The organism is Streptomyces sp. NPDC097640 (assembly GCF_040302705.1).
In the GTDB taxonomy this organism is placed as follows: domain Bacteria; phylum Actinomycetota; class Actinomycetes; order Streptomycetales; family Streptomycetaceae; genus Streptomyces.
Genome location: NZ_JBEOSB010000005.1, coordinates 240,384 through 258,558 on the forward strand (window position 1 = coordinate 240,384; position 18,175 = coordinate 258,558).

14 protein-coding genes are annotated in these 18,175 nt (G+C 72.8%); 8 read left to right on the forward strand and 6 right to left on the reverse strand.

Annotation, left to right across the window (positions count from 1 at the left end):
* Positions 1–13 precede the first annotated feature (13 nt).
* Both lplAB and ABTY62_RS09615 read right to left on the reverse strand, forming a co-directional pair.
* Complete coding sequence (gene lplAB, locus ABTY62_RS09610) at positions 14–1,069, reverse strand: lipoate-protein ligase LplAB (RefSeq protein WP_352128852.1); 1,056 nt, start codon at positions 1,067–1,069, stop codon at positions 14–16.
* 81 nt (positions 1,070–1,150) lie between these two features.
* On the reverse strand, positions 1,151–2,098 hold the full coding sequence (locus tag ABTY62_RS09615) for an SDR family NAD(P)-dependent oxidoreductase (RefSeq protein ID WP_352128853.1): 948 nt from the start codon (positions 2,096–2,098) through the stop codon (positions 1,151–1,153).
* A 150-nt stretch (positions 2,099–2,248) separates the two neighbouring features.
* Here ABTY62_RS09615 and ABTY62_RS09620 point away from each other — a divergent pair, with 150 nt between their 5' ends.
* Positions 2,249–2,803, forward strand: coding sequence for a hypothetical protein (locus ABTY62_RS09620; protein ID WP_352128854.1), 555 nt, complete (start codon positions 2,249–2,251; stop codon positions 2,801–2,803).
* A gap of 105 nt (positions 2,804–2,908) precedes the next feature.
* A complete protein-coding gene (locus ABTY62_RS09625; RefSeq protein WP_352129029.1) occupies positions 2,909–4,204 on the forward strand; it encodes a phosphatase PAP2 family protein in 1,296 nt (431 codons plus the stop codon).
* Between the two features lies 1 nt (position 4,205).
* On the opposite strand, the gene ABTY62_RS09630 is transcribed toward ABTY62_RS09625, so the two are convergent.
* On the reverse strand, positions 4,206–5,063 hold the full coding sequence (locus tag ABTY62_RS09630; protein ID WP_352128855.1) for a helix-turn-helix transcriptional regulator: 858 nt from the start codon (positions 5,061–5,063) through the stop codon (positions 4,206–4,208).
* Between the two features lie 148 nt (positions 5,064–5,211).
* Between ABTY62_RS09630 and ABTY62_RS09635 the strand changes: the two genes are divergently transcribed.
* Positions 5,212–5,811, forward strand: coding sequence for an NADPH-dependent FMN reductase (locus tag ABTY62_RS09635; protein ID WP_352128856.1), 600 nt, complete (start codon positions 5,212–5,214; stop codon positions 5,809–5,811).
* A 45-nt stretch (positions 5,812–5,856) separates the two neighbouring features.
* On the opposite strand, the gene ABTY62_RS09640 is transcribed toward ABTY62_RS09635, so the two are convergent.
* A complete protein-coding gene (locus tag ABTY62_RS09640) occupies positions 5,857–7,053 on the reverse strand; it encodes an MFS transporter (protein WP_352129030.1) in 1,197 nt (398 codons plus the stop codon).
* Between the two features lie 106 nt (positions 7,054–7,159).
* Here ABTY62_RS09640 and ABTY62_RS09645 point away from each other — a divergent pair, with 106 nt between their 5' ends.
* Positions 7,160–7,933 carry an AraC family transcriptional regulator gene (locus ABTY62_RS09645; RefSeq protein WP_352128857.1) on the forward strand — a complete coding sequence of 258 codons (774 nt, stop codon included), beginning with the start codon at positions 7,160–7,162 and terminating at the stop codon, positions 7,931–7,933.
* Positions 7,934–7,968: 35 nt separating this feature from the next.
* Here the strand turns inward: ABTY62_RS09645 and ABTY62_RS09650 are convergent, their stop codons facing one another.
* Entirely contained in the window at positions 7,969–8,817 is an 849-nt protein-coding gene (locus ABTY62_RS09650; protein ID WP_352128858.1) for a polysaccharide lyase family protein, read from the reverse strand.
* Between the two features lie 244 nt (positions 8,818–9,061).
* Between ABTY62_RS09650 and ABTY62_RS09655 the strand changes: the two genes are divergently transcribed.
* Positions 9,062–11,170, forward strand: coding sequence for an alkaline phosphatase family protein (locus ABTY62_RS09655; RefSeq protein WP_352128859.1), 2,109 nt, complete (start codon positions 9,062–9,064; stop codon positions 11,168–11,170).
* 5 nt (positions 11,171–11,175) lie between these two features.
* On the opposite strand, the gene ABTY62_RS09660 is transcribed toward ABTY62_RS09655, so the two are convergent.
* Positions 11,176–12,093, reverse strand: a complete 918-nt coding sequence (locus ABTY62_RS09660) for a zinc-binding dehydrogenase (RefSeq protein WP_352128860.1) — start codon at positions 12,091–12,093, stop codon at positions 11,176–11,178.
* A gap of 370 nt (positions 12,094–12,463) precedes the next feature.
* Here ABTY62_RS09660 and ABTY62_RS09665 point away from each other — a divergent pair, with 370 nt between their 5' ends.
* The 3 genes from ABTY62_RS09665 to ABTY62_RS09675 all read left to right on the forward strand — a co-directional run bounded on the left by ABTY62_RS09665 (position 12,464) and on the right by ABTY62_RS09675 (position 18,140).
* Positions 12,464–15,763 (forward strand): amidohydrolase family protein, encoded by a 3,300-nt coding sequence (locus ABTY62_RS09665; RefSeq protein WP_352128861.1) that lies wholly within the window; start codon positions 12,464–12,466, stop codon positions 15,761–15,763.
* Between the two features lie 75 nt (positions 15,764–15,838).
* Positions 15,839–16,681, forward strand: a complete 843-nt coding sequence (locus ABTY62_RS09670; RefSeq protein ID WP_352128862.1) for an inositol monophosphatase family protein — start codon at positions 15,839–15,841, stop codon at positions 16,679–16,681.
* 49 nt (positions 16,682–16,730) lie between these two features.
* A complete protein-coding gene (locus ABTY62_RS09675; protein WP_352129031.1) occupies positions 16,731–18,140 on the forward strand; it encodes a phytoene desaturase family protein in 1,410 nt (469 codons plus the stop codon).
* The last annotated feature ends 35 nt before the right edge of the window (positions 18,141–18,175 follow it).

The window sequence follows — 18,175 nt, forward strand, 5'->3', positions numbered from 1 at the left end:
CAGCCCGCCGCCGTCACGGCACCCGGGTGGTCCACTCGCGCGAGCCGAACTTGTCCTCCGCCAGCCGCCGCGCCCGCGCCGCCTCATCCTCCGTCACCGCGCCCTCCGCGAGCCCGTACCGCTCACGGAACGAGGCGATCATCCGGTCGATGACGGCGGCGCGCGGCAGCCCGGTCTGCCGGCGCAGCGGGTCCACGCGCTTCTTCGCGCTCCTGGTCCCCTTGTCGGACAGCTTCTCCCGGCCGATGCGCAGCACCTCCACCATCTTGTCCGCGTCGATGTCGTACGACATCGTCACGTGGTGCAGCACCGCCCCTGACCCGGTCACCACCCGCTTCTGCGCGGCGCCGCCGATCTTCCCGGCGTCGGTCGCGATGTCGTTGAGCGGCTGGTACCAGGCCGCGATGCCCATGTCGCCGAGCGCGCCCAGCACCCAGTCGTCGAGGTACGCGTACGAGTCGGCGAAGGACAGGCCGGACACCAGCGACTCGGGCACATACAGCGAGTACGTGATCGTGTTGCCGGGCTCCACGAACATCGCCCCGCCGCCGCTGATCCGCCGCACCACCTCGACGCCGTGGCGCTCCGCGCCCTCGGGGTCCACCTCGTTGCGCAGCGACTGGAAGCTGCCGATGATCACGGCGGGGGAGGCCCACTCCCACACCCGCAGCGTCGGCGGCCGCCGCCCCAGCGCGACCTCCTCGGTCAGCACCTCGTCCAGCGCCATGTGCAGGGCGGGCGACTGCGGGCCCTCGTGGATCAGCTGCCAGTCGTAGTCCGTCCAGTCGGTGGCATGCGCCAGCGCCCGCCGCACCGCGACGCCCACGGCGTCGGCGGTGAACCCGAACATGACCGTGCCCTCCGGCAGCGCCGCCTCGACCCGGGCCGCGAGCCCGCGCGCGTCGGTGTCCGCGGGCGCGCCCTCCAGCGCGCGGTTCATGGCGAGCAGCGCCTCGTCGGGCTCCAGGAAGAAGTCACCGGCGACCCGGACGTCCCGCAGCCTCCCGTCCTCGACCTCGAGGTCCACGACCACGAGCTTTCCGCCCGGCACCTTGTACTCACCGTGCATTCGCGCACCCTCGTTCCTGTTGCTGCCTCTGTGTCCCCAGCTCCGGCGGCACCGAGGATTATTCCGCCACGGTGGCCTCCCTTACGCGAGGCCGGAACTCGGGTCGACGCCGGTCAGCCCCCGGCTCGCGTCCCACAGGCGTGCCGCGACCGTGGTGTCGGCCAGGTGGTCCCAGAGGGGTTCGACCCGGGGCAGGCCACGCAGCCCGAACACGCGGGGAGCCCACAGCTGCCCGCCGGTCACGGACGGGTCGAGCACGGCGCGCACCGCGGGCCACGCGGCGGCCTCCTTGCCCTGGACGAGCAGGCCGGCGGGCAGGCCGCGCAGCCGGGCGGCGGTGGTGCGGAGGTGGACGGGTGGGCGCGAGGGGGTGAGGGAGTCCAGCGCGCCGCCGGGGTGGGTGACCACGCTCAGCGCCGTGCCGCCCGCCGCCCGCAGGCGGCGGTCGAGCTCCAGGCCGAAGAGCATCTGCGCCAGCTTGGACCGTCCGTAGGCGCGTTTGGGCCGGTAGTCCCGGGTGCTCTGGAGGTCGTCGAGGTCCAGCCGCTCGGACTTCGCCGCGAAGCTGCCGGTGGTGACGATACGGGCCGCGGGGGCGGCCGCGAGCAGCGGCGCGAGCCACCACGTCAGCGCGAAGTGCCCGAGGTGGTTGGTCGCGAACATCAGCTCATGGCCGTCCTGGCTCTCGCGGCGCGGCGGGTGGTCGAACATCCCCCCGGCGTTGTGGACGACCGCGTCGAGACGGTCCAGCGGCAGTGCGGCCACGGCGGCCTTGAGCGAGGAGAGATCGGCGAGGTCCAGCCGCAGGGAGCGCACCCGCGCGCCGGGGACCCGCGACCGGATCGAGGCCATCGCGGTCTCCGCCTTCGCCAGGTCCCGGCTGCCGAGCACGACGGTGGCCCCCGCGCCGGCGAGCTGTTCGGCCACGAAGTAGCCGATCCCCGCGTTGCCGCCGGTGACCAGGACATTCCGGTCCCGGGCTGACGGCAGTCGATGAACGTCCCACGGCTGGGTCTGGGCGGAGGGCATACGGGCTCCTTGCGCTCGGGATGATGCCGGACGTGTCCAGCGTCACGGCCGTCACCGATACGCCGCCGACAGATCGCCGATCGCCCTCTGCGTACACCCGAACAGTAGGGTCACCTCATCTGTCTGCTCTTCTTCTTCCGAGGCGGCCCGATGAGTGACACATACTCACCGATACCCGAGCTGAATCTGCTCAAGGAGTTCGACGATCAATGCGCGGACTTCTACTCACCAGGGTTCGAACTGCGGGAGTACAACAACGACTCATCCTGGCTGGAATCGGAGAATCCGGAGTTCGACGACCGTGTGATCCCCTTCGCCAAGGCCACCACATCCGGTTCCTTCTACGCGCTGTGGCGCTGCGACGACCGGGCGGACCTCGCCACCCTGCCCGTGCTCTTCTTCGGTGACGAGGGCGATCTCTACATCGCCGCGCACGATCTGCGGGATCTGTTCTGGGACCTCCTCGACGAGGAGTTCGACGGCCCGCCTCCCACGCGCCGGACGTACCTCGACGCGCGCCAGGCGTACCTCACCTGGCTGAAGCGGCACTTCGGTCCCGCATACCCCACCTACGACCGGAGCCCCATGGAGGAGCACGGCCGGCGGTTCGCCGACTGGCTGCTGAGCGTGGGAGAAGAGGACGCCGCCGACGTCGTGACCGAGAATCTTGAGCCGATCAGAGGTGCGGCTGAACGCCCTCTTTAACCAGAAGCTGGCAAATCGGTCAAGTAATTGATGCATATAGTATCTCGGGTGTTGTCGCGAATAAAATGCAGAATCAACTTCGCCGCGTGGCGCCATCCGCGGGCGATGCTGTGGGTCACGGCGGGTGTGGTGACCCTTGGATTCCTCATCGCGCTGGAGATCGTCGCGCGTCACTACGGCCTGCCGGGGCCGATGACCAGCCAGGCGCGAGAGGTGATATTTCCGCCCAAACCGGGGCCGCTGTATGCCGGGCTGGCGTTGATGATGGTGGTGCTCACCTGGCGGCAGCGGTTTATCGCGGCCGGCGCCGCGATCGGTATCGACGTCGTCTTCGTGCTGGTGCGGTGGGCGGCCGGCGTCGAGGTGCCTGCTGATCATTTCTTCGGCAATGGCGCGCTGTGGGTGATGCTGGGCTGTGCGGTGATCGCTGTCACACGCCGCACCGGCCGGGAGCGTGTCCTGCTGCTGAAGGGGGTCGGCCTTGGCCTGCTGCTGGTGGCCGGCCGCAAGACCGGCGACACCTGGCTGCTCATCACGTCGAAGGCCCGCCCGGAGGTGCTCGACCAGTACGTGGCAACCGCCGATCACGCGCTGGGCAACCCGTCGTGGGTGGCGGGCCGGATCCTCAGGGCCACCGACCCGATCGGCACCCATCTTCTCGACTGGGTCTACGGCGAGCTCGCGGTGGCCGCGGTCGTCGTCGCGCTGTACCAGCTGCGCAACGTGGCGGCAGAGCGCCGCTTCCCGACCCACCACCTGGTGCGCACCTTTCTGGTGATCGGCCTCCTCGGGCCGGCCTTCTACATGATCTTCCCGGTGGTCGGACCGATCTTCGCCTACGGCCCGGGCACCTCCGGAACCGGCGGCCTTCAGTGGGCGGTGGCCGACCTGTGGCCGCACACGCTGCCGACGATCAGTACCCCGCACCCGTTCACCTACGACGGGATCACCCCGCGCAACTGCATGCCCAGCCTGCACACGGCATGGGCCACCGCGATCTTCATCCATACCCGCAAGGGCCCCCGGATGCTGCGCTACGCGGGCACCTTCTGGCTGATCGCCACGCTCGGCGCGACGCTGGGCTTCGGCTACCACTACGGCGTGGATCTCCTCGCCGGCGTGGTGTTCGCGCTCACGATCGAGGCAGGGCTGCGCACGTTCGACCGCGGCTGGGACCGGTCGGGAATCCAGCTGGTCGCCTACGGCACCGTGGTCTTCGCCGCGCTCCTGGTGTCGTATCGCTATCTGCCGATGCGGATGGCCGCACATCCGTGGGTGTTCGGACCACTGCTCATGCTGGCGATGATCTCCGTGATCTACGGCTACGTACGGACCACCAGACTGTGGGAACCGAAGGCCGCACCGGCGCGGCAACCGGAACCGCAACCCGAACCGGCGTGAGTCACCCGGACAACACCGCCCGCAGCGCCCCCGGGCGGCGGCCCGTGAGGAGGTCGAGGGCGGCGGAGGTGGCGTCGTCGGCGGGGAGGTGGACGATGAGGCGCTGGTCGTCGTCTGCGGGCAGTTCGAGGGTCTCGTACGCCAGGCGCAGGTCGCCCACCTCGGGGTGGCGCAGCCGGGTGACCCCGCTGGACCTGGGGAGGCCGGGCAGGGTGGCCACCCGGCCGGTGAAGGCGTCTCCGGTCGTGACGGTCAACTCGTCGGCGAGCTGGGCGATATGGGGGTCGGCGCGGAACGGGCCCTGCTTGAGCGCGGCGACCTGTTCGTCGGCGACGGCGGCCCAGTCGGGGTAGGCGGTGCGGGCGCGCGGGTCGGTGAAGACGAAGCGGGCGACGTTCGGCGGGCTGCCGTCCAGCAGGCCGATGGGGCCCGCCAGCCGCTCGTAGCCCGCCGTGTGGGCGAGGATCTCGCTGAGGCGGTTGAGGAGTACGGCCGGAGCGGGCTCCAGGCGGTCGAGCAGGGCCCGTACGGTGGGGCGCACCGTACGGCCCGGGAGCGCGTCGCCCATGCAGCTGTAGCCGGGCTCGGCGCCCTTGGTCAGGCGGTGCAGATGGATGCGTTCGGCGGGGGTGAGGCGGAGCGTGTCGGCCAGCGCGGAGATCACCTGCGCGGAGGGGCGGCGGTCCCGGCCCTGCTCCAGCCGGGTCACATACTCGACGCTGACCCCGGCCAGCGTGGCCAGCTCGGCCCGGCGCAGCCCGGGCGTACGGCGCCGGGGGCCGGTGGGCAGCCCCACCTCGGCGGGGGAGACCGCTTCCCGGCGGAGGCGCAGGAACATGCCCAGCTCGTTGTCGCTCACGCTCCGAACGTAACAGCCGCGCCGAGCGGGATCGTGGCCCTGCCACTACCAGTCTCGGCCCGGCCTTCCTGGCACCGGCGCGGCCCGGCAGGTTGGACGTCGTGGCCCTCACGGCCACTTCGTCACTTCACAAGGAGCGATCCCAGCCATGTCCAGCCAGACCCTCAAGCTCGCGGTGATCCTCGGCAGCGTCCGGGAAGGGCGGTTCGGCCCGACGGTCGCCAAGTGGTTCGTAGAACAGGCCGAGGCGCACGGCCGGTTCGCCGTGGACCTCATCGACCTGGCCGACACGCCACTGCCGCTCGCCCTGCCGCCCATGCCGCCCGCGATCGACCCGAACCTGCCCCGCCCCGCCGAGATGGCGGACCTCACCGGACGGCTCGCGGCCGCCGACGCGTTCGTCGTCGTGACGCCGGACTACAACCGCTCCTACCCGGCCGCGCTGAAGGCCGCGATCGACTGGCACTACCTCGAGTGGCAGACCAAGCCGATCGGCTTCGTCGGCTACAGCGGGGCCAGCGGCGGCCTGCTGGCCATCGAGGGCCTGCGGCAGGTGTTCAACGAGCTTCAGGCCCACACGGTCCGCGACTACGTCTCCTTCCCCCGCTACTACGAGCTGTTCGGCCCCGACGGCACGCTCAAGGACCCCGAGCGCCCGAACGCCGACGCGAAGGCGATGCTGGACCAGCTCGACTGGTGGGGCTCGGTGCTCCACGACGCCCGTCGCGACCGGCCGTTTGCGGCGTAGGTGAGCCGGGGGGTCGGCTGTCGGCGGCCCGGCGCGCCCGAGAGATCAGTGGGTGCCGGGAGTTCCGGCCCCGGCCCCGGTCCCAGGGGCGGGCTCGTCGTTGGGCTCCGGCTCGGTCTCGGCCTCGGGCTCGGTCTCCGGCTCCGTGAGCGTGCCCGCGACGAGCCAGGCCAGGGCGCACAGGGCGATCAGCGGAGCCAGCGCGGTGCGCAGCCCCGCGACATCGGCGAGGGCGCCGATGCCCGGGCTGGCCACGCCCCCGACGCTGACAGCCAGCCCCAGCGTGACGCCGCTGGCCGTGCCGATCCGGTTCGGCAGATAGTCCTGGCCCAGGGTGACGTGCAGCGAGAACGGCACGTACAGCGCGGCGGCCGTCAGGGCGGCGAAGGCGTAGAGCGCCGGTCCGGGGACGAACACCAGCCCGGCGACGGCGGGTACGGCGGCCCCGTAGGCGATGCGCAGCGTGCGGACCCGCCCCCAGCGCGCGGCCAGCGGCCCGCCCAGTACGGTGCCGGCGGCGCCCCCGGCGAACAGCGTGAACAGCGCCGCGGACCCCGTCGCCGAGCCTCCGGGCACACGCTCCTGGGCGTACAGGGCGATGAACGCGCTCAGGCCCACGAAGACGATCGAACGGCAGACGATGATCGCCGAGAGCCGCATGAACAGTGGCCAGTCGTCGCGGCCCGCGCCCCGCGCGGCGGCCTGCTCGGCCGCCGCGCGCCGGGCGAGGGACCGGATCACGGAGGCCGTCAGCACCACCCCGGCCACCGCGGGCGCCACCAGCCACGGAGACGCGCCCAGCCCCCCGGTGGACAGGATGGGGGCCACGGCGACCGGGGCCAGGGCGAAGCCGATGTTGCCGCCGAGGGAGTACCAGCCCATCGCCACATGGCTGCCGCGGCTCGCCGTCCGGGCCAGCCGCGCCGACTCGGGGTGGTAGGCGGCCACCCCGATGCCCGAGAGGGCCACCGCCAGCCAGGTGAGCACATACGAGTCGCCGGGCCCGGACAGGGCGATGCCAAGCCCCGCGCCGAGCGAGCTCGCGGGGATCAGCCACGGCATCGTCCACCGGTCCGTCAGCGCCCCGAACAAGGGCTGCACGATCGAGGACAGCAGCGTGGCCGCCAGCACGATGCCGGACGCCGCCACATAGCCGTAGTGGCGCTCGGCCACCAGGAACGGCACCAGCGTGGGCACAGCGCCCTGGTAGAAGTCCACGGTCGCGTGGCCGATGGCCATCATCGTGATCGGTCGGGACACGGAGCGGTCGCGGGAGTGATTTTTCGGTGTCACGCCGACGATCCTCCGGGCGCCGCGGGCTGGCGGGCTTCCGATAAACTGCCAAGTGATGTCGGTATCCCGCCAAGCGTCCCGCCGGACCATCCCGGCCCGCGCGCACACGCCGACGACCACCCGCTTCCTGGACCCGGGCACCGGGCTGTCCGCACACCGCCATGACGTGCACCAGGTCGTCTACGCGGGGCGCGGCGTGCTCTCGGTCACCACCGAGGCCGGGAGCTGGGTTGCCCCGGCCACCCGGGCCATCTGGATCCCCGTCGGCACCCTGCACGAACACCGGGCCTTCGGGCGCACCGTGCTGCACGGCGTCGGCCTGCCGGTGGACGTCAACCCGCTGGGACTGGACCGGCCCGCCGTGCTGGCCGTCGGCCCGCTGCTGCGCGAGCTGATCGTCGCGTACAGCCGCCCGGACGCCGACCCGGATACCGCGGAGTCCCGCCGGCTGCTCGCGGTCCTGCTCGACCAGTTGCGGCAGGCTCCGCAGCAGCCCCTGCATCTGCCCACGGCCCGGGATCCGCGGCTGGCCGCCGTGTGCGCGCTCCTCCAGCACGACCCCGCGGATCCCCGGCCGCTCGCCGAGCTGGGCGCCCGGGCCGGGGCGAGCGCCCGCACGCTCACCCGTCTCTTCCGCACCGAGATGGGGATGACGTTTCCCCAATGGCGCACCCAGCTACGGCTGCACCACGCGCTGCTGCTGCTCTCCGACGGCCTCACCGTCACCGCGGTCGCCCACCGCTGCGGCTGGGCCTCGGCCAGCGCGTTCATCGATGTCTTCCGCCGCGCGTTCGGCTGCACCCCCGGCGACTACCGCGCGCGGACCTGACGCTCTGCGGGCCTGACGCTCGGCGGACCTGATGCTCAGCCGCAGCCGATCCGCGCGGTCCCGACGGCGACGTCGTCGTACCAGAGCGTGTCGTCGCCCTCGCCGTAGCTCTCCCAGCCCAGCCGCAGATCCGTGGGCGCCGGGCGCCAGCCGCCCCGGGCCAGCCACTGCTGGTCGACGTCCTGGGTCGGGGTGCCGTCCACGACCAGGCCGGTGACCAGGGAGCCGTTGACCCAGGTGTCGAGGCGGCCCGCGGAGCGGTCGAGCCGGAACTCCAGGCAGGTCCAGGTGTTGAGCGGCAGCGGCGTGGACAGCGCCACGCCCGCCGGGCTCTGGGCGGGCAGGGTCGCGTCGTCGGACTCGCGGTTCCACTGGAGGGCCTTGTTCTGCCCGCCCATCCGCAGGTCCTTCGCGTTGTCGTTGGTGTCGCGCAGGGCGGCGAACGTGACGTGCTGGGCGGGCAGCGCGGTGGTGTGGCGGACCCAGAAGCGCGCGTACAGCTCGGAGCCGGCCGGGACGTCGGACAGGGAGGTGCCGGCGAAGGCGTGGTTGCAGTACCCGGCCTTGCCGGTTACCCGGACGGACTTGGTGCCGCCGTGGGCGACGGTGGAGTCCACGGTCGCGGTGCCGGTGCCGGAGCAGTTGGCCACCGTCGTGTTCCAACGGCCCGCGGGGGCGGTGCCGGTCTGCGACTCGAAGTCCTCGCAGAAGCCGTTCGCCGAACACGCGGCGGCCGCGCGGGCGGGTGCGGACGAGGCGGTGGCGGTGGCGGAGGCGCTGGCGGCGGGGGTGATGGCCGCCGCCGCGGCCAGCGCGGCGGTCGCCGCCGCGAGGGCGCGGACGCGCTTGGACGTACGGGGGAGGGGGTGCGGGTCGGGTGCCATGGAGATGCTCCTTCGAGGCTGCGCGGGTTGGTGGTGCGGAGATGGGTATGGGAGCGCTCCCATCGTGAATGTAGCCGTGGGCATGACAGTCGGGAAGTCAACGGGAGGTCAACTCCTCGGTCCTGTGGAAGCGGATTTGAACTGAAGCCGCCGACCAGCCGTAAGGCATAACGGCGGCCCCGACCTCCCGAGCCTGGTCCGCCGTGCCACCATCAGGCTTTGCAAGCACGGAAGGATCTTCGGGGTGTCGCTCTTCACGCGCTCTCGTCAACTGCCGGACAGGGACAAGGCGGACGCCGAGGAGGGCCCGGCCCCGGACGTCCCCTCAGCGCGGCCCGCGCCCGACGAGGCGGCGAAGGGTGACGCCGACGGTGACGCCACCAAGGGTGCCCCGGACGGTGACGCCGCCAAGGGTGCCCCGGACGGTGACGTCGCGAAGGGTGACGCCGACGACGGCGCCGCCAAGAGCGGCACCGACGATGACGTCGCTGAGCGCGACGCGACCGGCGACACCCCGCCGGACGCCGCTCCGCCCGCCGATGCCATCCCCGCCCCCACCGCCGAACACCCCCCGGCCGAGGCCGACGCGCCCGACGGCCGTGGCTGGCGGGACAAGTACCCCGTCGCGGCACGGGCCTTGGCGTGGGGGACCACCGGCGTGTCCGTCGCGCTCGTGGTCATCGCGCTGCTGCTGCCGAACCAGATGCCCCTCATCACGCCCGGCGCGTTCATACGCATCCCCGTGGAGGCGGTCCTCGGCGCCGGTGCGGTGCTCCTTCTGACGCAGCTGCCGACGCCGGTGCCGAGGCGGGTGGCGGCGGTGTTCGCCGGGGTGTTCCTCGGGCTGCTGACGATCCTCAACCTCCTCGACATAGGCTTCAACGAATTCCTCGGGCGCGGGTTCAACCTGGTGCTCGACTGGATCCTGCTCGACGACGCCCAGTCGTACCTAGAGGACTCGCTCGGCTCGACGACCGCGACGTTCGCCGTGGTCGGGGTCGTGGTGCTCGCCGTCGCGCTGCTCGCCGTGATGACGCTGGCGTGTCTGCGCATCAGCAACGTCATGGCCCGGAACAACGCCGTCGCGACCCGCGCCACCTTGGTGCTCGGGACCGCCTGGATCGTCAGCGCGGCGTTCGGGCTCCAGCTGTCGCACCTCCCGCTGGCGTCCCGGAGCACGGTCGCGCTCGTCGAGAACCGGGTGGACCGGGTGAAGGCGACGATGAGGGACGAGCGGGAGTTCGCCAAGGTGGCCGCCGTCGACTCGTACGGGGACACCCCGGGCGATCAGCTGCTGACCGGGCTGCGCGGCAAGGACGTCATCTTCACCTTCATCGAGAGCTACGGCCGCAGCGCCATCGAGGACCCGGTGATCGCCCCCGGGGTCGACGCGGTGCTCGACGAGAAGACCGAGGAGCTGCGCGACGCCGGGTACGCCGCCAAGAGCGGCTGGCTCACCTCCGCGACGTACGGCGGCTCCAGCTGGCTCGGCCACTCCACCTTCCTGTCCGGCCTGTGGATCAACAACCAGAACCGCTACCGCACCGTGACCGCCAGCGACCATCTGTCCCTCACCCGCGCCTTCAAGCGCACCGGCGCCTGGCGGACGGTGGGCATCATGCCGGGGGTCACCAAGGAGTGGCCGGAGGGCAAGTTCTACGGCCTCGACCACGTCTACGACTCCCGGGACCTCGGCTACAAGGGCCCGAAGTTCAGCTGGTCGACCATGCCCGACCAGTACGCCCTGACGGCCTTCGAGCGGCTGGAGCACGGCAAGCGGCACGACAAGCCGCTGATGTCGGAGATCATCCTGACCTCCAGCCACCAGCCCTGGGCGCCCATCCCCAAGATGATCGGCTGGGACGAGGTCGGCGACGGCTCGGTCTACGGCGACATCAAGAAGGCGGGCAAGGACCCCAAGGACGTGTTCACGGACTCCACCGAGGTGCGCGAGGAGTACGGCAAGTCCGTCCAGTACTCGCTGAACAGCCTCATCGACTACGTGGTGAAGTACGGCAACAAGAACACCGTGCTCGTCTTCCTCGGTGACCACCAGCCTCTCGCGCGGGTGAGCGGAAACCACGCCAGCCGGGATGTGCCGGTCGCGATCGTCGCGCATGACCCGGATGTGCTGAAGCGGATCTCCGACTGGGGCTGGCAGGACGGCCTGAGGCCCGGTCAGGACACCCCGGTCTGGCGGATGGACACCTTCCGGGACCGCTTCCTGAAGGCCTACGGCCCGCAGCCGGGCTCCGAGGCGCCCAACTCGGGGTCACCCAACTCGGGTTCACCCGGCTCGGGTTCGTCCGGTTCCAAACCGTCCGGTTCCAAGGCCTCCGGTTCGTCCCGCTGACCGGGTCAGCCTCCGATGTCGAGCACGGCCTTCCCCCGCACGCGCCGCCCCAGCAGCGCCGCCACCGCCTCCGGCGCCCGCTCCCACGAGCCGCGCCAGCCGATCTGCGGGTCGAGCCGGCCCTTGGCCAGCAGGCTCACCAGATACGCGAGGTCCGGGCCGAAGGGCGACCGTACGACGAAGGGTTCGAGGCGCCTGTCGCCGCCCGTCAGCCGCTCGCGCTCGAAGTCGATGGTGGTCGGTTCGAGCGACGCCTTGCCGATGGACTGGGCCGAGCCTCCGGGCTCGACCAGGGCGAACGCCTCGGCCAGCAGCGGGCCGCCCACGTTGTCGAGGACGCCGAAGACCGGTGCGGCGATGTGCTCGAGGCCGACGACGACCTCGTCGGCGCCGAGCTCGCGCAGCCCCTCGCCGCGCTGCGGGCTGCCCACGGCCGCGATGACGTACGCGCCGGCGAGGGCGGCCAGTTGCACCGCGAAGCGTCCCAGGCCGCCCGAGGCGCCGGTGATCAGCACCCGGCGGCCGATCACGGGGCCCAGCCGGCGCACGGCCTGGAGCGCGGAGACCCCCGCGCCCGGCAGGGCGGACGCCGCGCCGAGGTCGACCGCGTCCGGGACCACGGCGAGCTCGGCGGTGTCGACCGCCCGCCGCTCGGCCCACGCTCCCGGTGGTCCGAAGGACACCACGCGGGTGCCGGCCGCCGGACCGGAGCCGTCGGCGGCGGCGCGGACGACGATCCCCGCCGAGTCCCAGCCGAGCAGCTGCCCGGGGCGCGCTCGCTCTTCCCGGTAGGCGAGTTCGCCGAAGTTGAGGGAGGCCGCGCGGACCTCGACGAGGGCCTGCGCGTCGTGTGGCACCGGCTCCGGGGCCTCGCCGAGCCGCAGGCCTTGCGGGGCCTCGGGGTCGTACAGCAGAGCGCGCATCGCGGTCGCGTCCTTTCTGCTCGCTTGGCTCTGGTCGCTTGGCCCGGCGCCGGAGTCGGCGCCGTCGCGATTCACGCTGCCTCAGGGGGCCGGCCGTCGTCCAAGACCTGTCGTTATAGCCATCGGCTATCAAGGTGGCGGGGCGCCCGCCGTCGGCCGTCCGGCATTCCGTCCATCCCCGGATTCATCACCAAGTATCGGACCGGCCGGGTGAGTCCGACTTGTCCGGCGACCCCGCAGGGGACCCCGCCGGCGATCCCGCCGGGGACGCGATTAAGTTCAGGTAACACCTATTTCCGCGGGCTGTTCCCCGGCTTGACCGTGCCTTTAGGTTCGGCGAGATCGTGATCTTCAAGCGGAGGGTACGGCTGTGGGCATATCACGCAGAAAGCTGATCCGGCGCGGCGGACAGGCGGCTGCCGGGGCCGGAGGTCTGTGGCTGAGCGGCGGGCTGACCGGGCTCGCGCCGGTGGCGAACGCGGCCGAGCACGGGGAGAAGGCCGACAGCACGGGCGGCGCCGCGGACGAAGCCACCCGGCGGATCACCGTCACCCAGGCGACCAACGCCTCGGCCGCGCTCTCCCCGGACGGCCGGACGGTCGTCCTCGATCTGCTCAATCTGCTCTGGACGGTCCCGGCCAAGGGCGGCGAGGCGGGCCGGCTCACCGGTATCGACCAGGAGGCGACCGAGCCCGACTTCTCGCCCGACGGCCGCCACCTGGTCTACCAGTCGTACACCGACGGCAACTTCCACCTCTGGCTCGCCCGCGCCGACGGCACCGGGGCCCGGCAGCTCACCAAGGGCGCCTCCGACCACCGCGAGCCGCGGTTCTCCCCGGACGGCAAGCGGATCGCCTACGCCGGGGAGGCGGACGGCCGGTACGCGGTCCACGTCCTCGACCTCGACAGCGGCGCCACCAAGGTGTGGGCGCCGGGCAAGGACGCCACCGCCCAGGAGGCGCAGCCCTTCTGGCACCCGGACGGCACCGCGATCGCCTTCACCAGCGGCAAGGGCGACGCCCCGCAGTCCATCGTCCGGGTCGACGCCGACGGCAAGCGCACCACGCTCGTCGCCGTCACCGAGGGGCGGGTGGCGGGCCCCTCCTTCTCGCCCGACGGCTCCCGCTTCGCCTATGTCCACCTCGCCTCGGCCGCCACCGCCCTCGTGGTCGACGGCCGGACCGTGTCCGACCCGGCGGAGGACGTCTTTCCGTTCGCCGCCCGCTGGCCGTCCAAGGACGAGGTGTTCTACACGGCCGACGGAAAGGTGCGCCGCCGTAAGGTCCCGGGCGGCAACGCGCAGGCCGGCAAGGCCGAGGACATCCCCTTCGCCGCGCACCTCACCGTCCCCCGCGTCCAGGAGCGGCCCGCAGCCCGCGATGCCGACGCAGCCCCGGCCTCCGCCGCGCCCCGCCCCGTCAAGGGCATCGTCAGCCCGTCCCTCTCGCCGGACGGCGAGCGGATCGCCTTCGCCGCGCTCGGCGACATCTGGATCGCACCTGTCAACCCGCCCCGAGGCAAGGGCTCGCCCAAGGCCGTCGTCTCCGACGGGAATCTGAACACCGACCCCGCCTGGTCCCCCGACGGCTCCACCCTCGTCTACGTCAGCGACCGAGGCGGCAGCGGCAACGGCGGCGCCGTCGACCTGTGGACGTACGACATCGCCGACGGCACGACCCGCCGGCTGACCGACCTCCAGGACGCGGCCTCGGGACCGACGTTCAGCCCCGACGGCGCGAGCGTCGCCTTCGGCCTCGGGTCGGGCACCCTGCACACCGTGGACGTGGCCACCGGCGCCGTACGCAAGGTCGCGGGCCCCCTCAACGCGCCCGGCAGGCCCACCTTCTCCGCCGACGGCCGCAAGCTCTCGCTCGCCGCCCTGGCGCCCGTCACCGCCCGCTACCGCGAGGGCTTCAACCGCGTCCTGACCGTCGACCTGGCCAGCGGCGAGGCGCACTACGACGACCCGGTCCCCGGCAAGTCCCTGGTCAACCGGATCGACGCCGGACCCGTCCACTCGCCCGACGGCAAGCACACCGCGTACGTCGTCGGCGGCACCCTGCACCTCAGCGCCCTGGACGCCGCCGGGCGGCCGACCGGGACCGCCCGCCGGCTGAACGGCGAGACCGCCGACTGCCCCAGCTGGAGCGCCGACTCCGGCTCGCTGCTCTACCTCTCCAACGGCAGGCTGCGCCTGGCCGACGCCCGCACGGGCCGCGCGCGCACCGTCCCGGTCAAGCTGACCTGGCGCCCCGCCAAGCCGTCCGGCCGCACGGTGGTGCAGGTGGGCGCGGTGTGGGACGGCACGAGCGAGTCGCTGCGCCACGACGTTGACATCGTCATCAAGGACGACCGCATCGAATCCGTGGTGGAGCGCGGATCGGTCCGCGCCGGAAGCGGCGGCCGCACCGTCGACGCCCGCCACCTGACCGCGCTGCCCGGCCTGATCGCCGTCCATGAACACGGGCCCTGGCAGCGGGCCGACACCATGAAGCTGTGGCTGTCCTTCGGCATCACGGCGGTGCGCTCGCCCGGCACCGCCCACTACGCGGCCGTCGAGGCCAAGGAGGCCACCGCCTCCGGGCGCCGCGTCGGCCCCCGGGTCTTCGCGGCCGGCGATCTGATCGACGGCTCGCGCATCTACTACTCCTCCGGCCGCCCCGTGACCGACACCGAGGAGCTGGAGCGCGAGCTCGACAAGGCCGAGGCGCTGGGCCACGACCTGGTCAAGACGTATGTGCGGCTGCCGTACGCGATGCAGCGCGCCGCCGTCCGGGGCGGCCACCGGCGCGGGATGCGCGCCACCTCGCACTATCTCTTCGGCCCGCTCGGCCTCGGCTCCGACGGCACCGAGCACCTCGGCGGCACCAGCCGCTACGGCCGCCGCCAGAAGGAGACCCACCTGGGCCACGCCTACGACGACATGACCGAGCCGCTCATCGCCTCCGGCATGTCCTTCACCCCGACCTTCGGCCTGTCCGGCGCCGGTCTGCCCGCCACTCGCGCGGCGCTCTACCGCTACGCGGAGTGGGCGGTCGGCGACCGGCGGCTCACCTCGCTGATGAGCGAGGCGGAGTACGAGGAGTTCCGTACGGGCGTGGCGGACGCGCGGCAGACGGTCCCCACCGACCTGCTGGCCTTCGTCGCCCGGCACGGGGCGACGGTCCGCAGGCTGCTGGAGGGCGGGGCGCACGTCGGGGTGGGCACCGACAGCCCGCTGGTGCCCCCGGCCATCTACTACCACCTGAACCTCCAGGCCATGGTGCGCTACGGCGCCACCCCCCACCAGGCGCTGCGCTCCGCGACCGTCGAGGGCGCGTGGACGCTGGGCATGAGCGCGCGGATGGGCACGGTGGAGCCGGGGAAGCTCGCCGACCTGGTGCTGGTCGAGGGCAACCCGCTGAGCGACATCCGGGCGGCCGCGGCGGTGCGGAGTGTGGTGCTGGGGGGTGTGGTGCACTCGGTGGACGACCTGGCCGGAGGCAAGTCCGCAAAGGCCGCATCCACGGGCACGGCGTCCGCACGTAGCGCCGCGGCCGTACGGACCGCCTCCGCCGCCACGTCCGCCTCCGCCTCCGCCTCCGCGGAGGTGGCCGACGTACCGCAGGGCCCCGCCCGGGAGCAGTACTGGTGGCACCGTGAGGAGCACGCTCACCACACCTGCTGCTGAGGTCGTTCACGCGGCGGCCATCCCATGGCCGCCGCGTGGACACCGGCTGTCGCCGGGGCATGGTTCGATAAGGGCATGATCGAGCAGTTTCTCGCCGGTGATCTGTCCGACGTCGAGGAGGCGGTGCGCAAAGCGGCCGCCGCCGAGATCATGCCGCGGTTCCGGCAGCTCGCCGACCACGAGATCGTGGAGAAGAACGGCCCGCACGACCTGGTGACGGTCGCCGACCGGCTGGCCGAGGAGCACCTGACCGCCTCGCTCACCGCGCTGCTGCCAGGCTCGGCCGTGGTGGGCGAGGAGGCCGTGCACGCCGACCCCGCCGTGCTCGGCGCGCTGGGCGGCGACGCGCCGGTGTGGATCGTCGACCCGGTCGACGGCACCCGGCAGTTCGTGCACGGCGACCCCGGCTTCGCGACCCTCGTCAGCCTCGCCCACCACGGCGAGGTGCTCGCCTCGTGGACCCTCGCCCCGGCCCTCGACCTGATGGCCGTCGCGCGCCGCGGCGGGGGAGCGGTGCTGAACGGCGAGCCGATACGCGCCGGGCACCCGGAGCCCGGCAGGGATCTCGAAGTCGCCATCTCCCACTACGACTTCACCACCGACGACGAGAAGCGCGCCCTGTCCGTACTGCGGACACCCGGGGTCGCGCCGCGCCCGTGCGGCTCGGCCGGGCTCGAGTATCTGAACGTGGCCCGGGGCCTGGCCGACGCGGTGGCCTTCACCTGGGAGAACGTCTGGGACCACGCCGCCGGGCTGCTGCTGGTCGCCGAGGCGGGCGGCGCGAGCGCGACCCTGACCGGCGATTCGTTCCGCATCACGGGCGGAAACGCGCTTCCTTTCACCGCGGCGCGGGACGCGGCGACCGTACGGCATATCCTGAGCCTGCTGGCTACCCCGGCCGACCGGGTCGCCGGCTGACCGATCCTCAGAAACCCTCGGGACGGGGAGGAGAGCCGACGTGCCGTCCATGCTCGACGCGGTCGTGGTGGGTGCCGGGCCGAACGGGCTGACCGCGGCCGTCGAACTGGCCCGCCGCGGCTTTGGGGTGGAGGTCTTCGAGGCCGCCGACACGATCGGCGGCGGCGCGCGCACCGAAGAGCTCACCCTCCCCGGCTACCGGCACGACCCCTGCTCCGCGGTGCACCCGCTGGGCATCGGCTCCCCGGCCTTCCGCGCCATGCCGCTCGCCCGGCACGGCCTGGAGTGGCTGCACCCCGAGCTGCCGCTGGCCCACCCCTTCCCGGACGGCACCGCCGCCGTCCTGGCCCGCTCGGTCGGTGAGACGGCCATGTCGCTGGGCCCGCGCGACGCCGGTACGTACCGCCGGCTGGTCGCCCCGTACGTCGGGAAGTGGGACACGCTCGCTCGCGACTTCCTGCGCGCCGCCTGGGACGGGGTGCCCGCCGACCCGGTGACCTGGGCGCGCTTCGGGCTGGACGCCATCCAGCCCGTCACCCTCCTGGGCCGCCGCTTCCGCGACGAGAAGGCGCGCGCGATACTCGCCGGGATGGCGGGCCACGCCATCTCCCCGACCAGTGGCATCGCCACGGCAGGCCTCGCGCTGTTCTTCGCGCTCGCGGGCCACGAGGTGGGCTGGCCGGTCCCGCGCGGCGGCTCGCAGGCCATCTCGGACGCGCTCGGGTCGTATCTGCGCGAGCAGGGCGGCGCGATCCATGTGGGGGTGGAGGTCAAGCGGCTCGACGAGCTGCCGCCCGCCCGCGCGTACATCTTCGACACCTCGCCGACCGCCCTGGCCCGGATCGCCGGGCTCGGCCACGCGTACCACCACTTCCGCTACGGGGCCAGCGTCTTCAAGGTCGACTACGCCCTGGACGGCCCGGTGCCCTGGACCGCGCCGGAGGCCCGGCGCGCCGGCACCGTCCACGTCGGCCCCACCGCCGGCGAGATCGGCACCGCGCTGCGGGCCGCCACCGGGGGGCGCGCCCCCGACACCCCCTTCCTGATCACCGCCCAGCCCGGCGTGGTCGACGACTCGCGCGCCCCGGCGGGCAAGCATGTCTTCTGGGCCTACGGCCATGTGCCCCGCGGCTGGGACGGGGACGCGACCGACGCCATAGAGCGGCAGATAGAGCGCTTCGCGCCCGGCTTCCGGGACCTGGTGCTCGCACGCGCGGTGGCCGGGCCGCCGCAGCTCGCCGCGCGCAACGCGAACTACGTCGAGGGCGACATCGCGTGCGGCGCCTTCGCGGGCCTCCAGACCGTGATCCGCCCCAAGCTGGCCCGCGTTCCGTACGCCACGGCGCACCCGTCGGTTTTCCTGTGCTCCTCGGCCACCCCGCCGGGGCCCGGGGTGCACGGGATGTCCGGGCACCACGCGGCGCGGGCGGTGTGGCGGCGGCTGAGCGACCGCGACTGACCCCGGTCCCGCGCGCCGGAATGCCGAAGCCGCGG